3 protein-coding genes are annotated in these 3,855 nt (G+C 71.6%); all 3 read left to right on the top strand.

Annotation, left to right across the window (positions count from 1 at the left end):
• The coding region (locus ACFV4N_RS41025; protein ID WP_499678092.1) for a barstar family protein at positions 1 to 740 on the top strand (740 nt) is incomplete at its 5' end.
• A 200-nt stretch (positions 741 to 940) separates the two neighbouring features.
• Positions 941 to 2,275 (top strand): NAD(P)/FAD-dependent oxidoreductase, encoded by a 1,335-nt coding sequence (locus tag ACFV4N_RS41020; RefSeq protein WP_499678091.1) that lies wholly within the window; start codon positions 941 to 943, stop codon positions 2,273 to 2,275.
• On the top strand, positions 2,272 to 3,855 hold a 1,584-nt coding region (locus ACFV4N_RS41015), incomplete at its 3' end, for an aminotransferase class I/II-fold pyridoxal phosphate-dependent enzyme (protein ID WP_499678090.1). The genes ACFV4N_RS41020 and ACFV4N_RS41015, both read left to right, overlap by 4 nt.

The raw sequence follows: 3,855 nt of genomic DNA, 5'->3' as shown, positions 1-3,855 counted from the left end.
GCGTCGAGGGCGTGTTCCGCGAGCAGGCCGCACCACCGGTGCCGCGGGTCCGGCTCCTCGGCTGCCGACCGGAACCCGCGCTGCTGGTCGCGCTCGACGCGGTGGGGCAGTCGACCAACGCGGCCCTGCGTCGCCGCTGGGTCCGCGCCCGGGTCGACATGGTGGCCGACGACGGTTCCGCCGTCCACGTGACCGGCGCCCTGCTGGCCGGCACGGTCAACGCGGCCAAACCGTCGCCGCTGGGCGCCGGGCTCCTGGACGTGACCGTCGAGATCGGTCCGAGGGAGCCGCTGCCGGCGGGGGTCCTCGACGTCCTGGAGCACTGGCGCGCCGGGCGGCCGTCCCGGCGGAACCTGTGGGCCCGCCACGACCGGGAACTGCGGCACTGGTGGGCCGGGGTGGCACTCGGCTGCACGTCGGGCGCGCCGGACCGGCCACCCGGCACGACCTACGAGCTCGACGGCCGGTTCGTCACCGACGTCGAGGGGTTCTACTGCGCGATCGGCGAGGCGGTCAACGGACCGGGCGGCTACTTCGGCTGGAACCTCCACGCCCTGCACGACTGCCTCGGCGGGGGTTTCGGCGCACGTACCCCGTTCCGACTGGTGTGGCACGACTCGGCCGTCGCGCGCGGACATCTCGTCGCCGGCCACGACCGGCGTCGGTCGGAGCCCGCGATCACCTTGGCGCACCTCCTGGACGTGCTCGCGGCGCACCGGGTCGAGGTCGACCTGCGCTGAGCCGCGCGTCGACACGCCCGCCGGCGTCCTGCTCGAGGCGACGTCCTCACCGTGATCCGACGAGCGGATCAGCGTTCAACGGGGCGTTCCACCGATTCGGACGACCGATTTCCCCGATGAATGGCCGGTGCCGCGGACACAGGGGGGTGCTCGGCCGTTCGGTCCTATGCAGGGTGTGAGTGTCCTGTTGGGATGCTCGCATGTACAACGCCATTGTGATAGGTGGTCGGTGCGCCGGGGCGGCGGTCGGCGTGCACCTGGCCCGGCGGGGGCTCAGGGTGTTGGTGGTGGACCGGTCGCGGTTTCCCAGTGATGTGCTGTCCACGCACTTCGTCTGGCCGCACGGCGCTTCCTACCTGAACCGGTTGGGGGTGCTGGACGAGGTCCGGGCCGTGACGCCCGCGCACACCCGGGTCACGGTGGTCAACAACGGGATCGCCTTGCGCGGCGGCGTTCCCGAGGAGCTGCTGCGCAACCAGTTCCGGTTGCTGCACGACGACGACAGCGGGATCACCACGGAGTACTTCTCGGTCCGCCGGCACGTGCTGGACAAGATCCTGGTCGACAACGCGGTGCGGGCCGGCGTGGAGTTCCGCGAGGGGTACACCGTCAAGGAACTCTTACGGGACGACGACGGGACCGTCATCGGCATCAAGGGCCGGGACGGCACGGTCGAGCACGCGCAGGTGGTGATCGGGGCCGACGGGCGAAACTCTTTCGTGGCACGTGCGCTCGGGCTGGAGAAGTTCGACGAGCGGCCCCGGTGCACCTTCGCCTACTGGAGCTACTTCAGCGGCATCCCCGACGCCGAGGCGCAGATCCACCGGCGGGGCAGGCTCGGGATGGCGATGGCCTCGACCAACCACGGGCAGACCATGGTGCTGACGTGGGGGCCGAGCGAGTGGGCCGCGGAGTTCCGGGCCGACGTCGAGGGCAACTTCCACCGCGCGCTCGGGCTGATCAGCGAGGAGGCGGCGGACACCGTGGCGCGGGCGCGCCGGGAGGAGCGCTTCTACGGGACGCTCGACCAGGCCGCGTACCTGAGGCGGCTGCACGGGCCGGGCTGGGTGCTGGTGGGCGACGCCGAGTCGTTCAAGGACCAGTGCACGGCGCTCGGGATCACCCACGCCCTGCGCGACGCGGAACTGGCCGCGGAGGCGGTCGGCCGGTGGCTCGGCGGCGAGACCGACCGGGACACCGCCATGGCCGGGTACGCCACCAAGCGGCGCAGCCAGACCGCCGCGGCCTACTACGACTACGTGTGCACGCTCGCGGAGATGAAGCCGCTGCGGCACGACGAGCTCCAGCTGTTCGCGATCCTGCGCGGCAACCAGGCCGAGATCGACCGCTTCATCGCCACCCACGTCGACGTGGCGCCGGTCTCGGAGTTCTTCGACCCGTCCAACGTGTTCCTGCTCAACGACACGGCCAAGGAATCCTCGCTCGACCACGCCGCGTTCGCCGACTTCGAGGCCACCTACCGCGAGTACCAGCGGAACCCGTTCCTGCGCGTGGAAGCGGAGGCGACCCGATGACCGGCACCCTGGCACACGAGCGCGAGGACGGCGAGGTCGTCGCCGCGCTGATCGCCGCGGGCGACGCGGCGGGCGCCGACCCGGTCGCCGCGGCCAAGTCGGTCGCCGCGGCCGCCCGCGACGTGTCGGACATGATGCGGAACTGGGCGAGCCACATCCCGTGGGAGGACCTGGAGGAGCTGGACACCCTCCCGGCGGACGAGGCGGCCCGCTTCTTCGACGAGGACTACCCGGCGATCCGGGCCGACCTGGAACCGATGTGGGAGCCGGCGACGGCGGCCGCGCCCGCGATCGACCCCGACGAGGACTACGCGCTCGACAAGAACGCCTACGACTTCTTCCGGCCCGTCGGGGCCAACCTGCTCGCCCGGACCGAGGAGTTCCACGGCTGGGTGGAGGCGCGCCGGCGCACCGAGACGTGGCAGTACTCCCGGGTCCTGGAGGCGGCGCCCGGCGGCGTCGCGACCATCACCAACGACCTGAGCAAACCCGCCCGGGGCATCAACTTCAACTCCCAGGACTACCTGTCGTTCAACGCCCACCCGGAGATCCGGGAGGCGGCGGTCCGGGCGATGCGCGACTTCGGCCCGCACAGCGCCGGGTCGCCGATGGTGCTGGGCAACACCCGCATCTCCGACGAGCTGGAGGCGGCCCTCGGCGCGCTGGTCGGCCTGGAGCACGTGACGCTGTTCTCCAACGGGTGGTCGGCCGGGTTCGGCACCGTCACCGGCCTGGTCCGCCAGGAGGACCACGTCCTCATCGACCGCCTCGCCCACTCGTGCCTGCAGACGGGGGCGCGCGCGGCGACCAGGAACATCACCCGCTACACCCACCTCGACGTCGAGGCCGTGCGCACCCACCTGGCCCGGATCCGCGCCACGGACACCCACAACGGCATCATGGTCATCACCGACGGCCTGTTCTCGGTGGACGCCGACTGGCCGGACGTCGTGGCCCTGCAGGAGATCTGCCACGCCTACGACGCGACCCTGCTGGTCGACGTCGCCCACGACCTCGGCTCGATGGGCCCCGGCGGCACCGGCGTCCTGGGCATGCAGGACATGCTGGGCAAGGTCGACCTGGTCATGGGCGCGTTCTCCAAGACCTTCGCCTCCAACGGCGGCTTCGTCGCGGCCCGGTCGCCCGCGGTGAAGCAGTACATCAAGATGTTCGCCGGGTCCCACTTCTTCTCCAACGCCCTGTCGCCCATGCAGACCGCGGTGGTGCTCAAGGCGGCCGAGATCATCCGCACGGACGAGGGCGAGGCCCTGCGCGGGCGGCTGTTCTCCGCCATCCACGCCCTGCGCGACGAGTTGACGACGCGCGGGTTGACCTGCATGGGCTCGCCGAGCCCGATCGTGCCGGTGCTGATCGGCAACGAGAAGCTCGCCCGGACGGTCAACCGCCTGCTGTTCGACCGAGGGGTGCTCGCGTTCATGGTCGAGTTCCCGGTCACCCCGACCGGCGCCTCGCGCTTCCGGCTGCAGGTGCAGGCCGCGCACGAGCCGGAGCAGGCCAGGGAAGCGGCCCGCATCATCGACGAGGCCCTGCGCGACGCCAAGGAGTACCTGTCCAGCGCG

The sequence above is a fragment of the Actinosynnema sp. NPDC059797 genome, assembly GCF_042732085.1.
Classification (GTDB): Bacteria; Actinomycetota; Actinomycetes; order Mycobacteriales; family Pseudonocardiaceae; genus Actinosynnema.
The sequence above is the reverse complement of the archived record's forward strand: the minus strand, read 5'-3'. Positions and strand labels throughout refer to the sequence as shown.

Excerpts from the sequence above, each read along its gene's own strand:
- ACFV4N_RS41020 (WP_499678091.1), top strand. The coding sequence starts at position 941 with ATGTACAACGCCATTGTGATAGGTGGTCGGTGCGCCGGGGCGGCGGTC.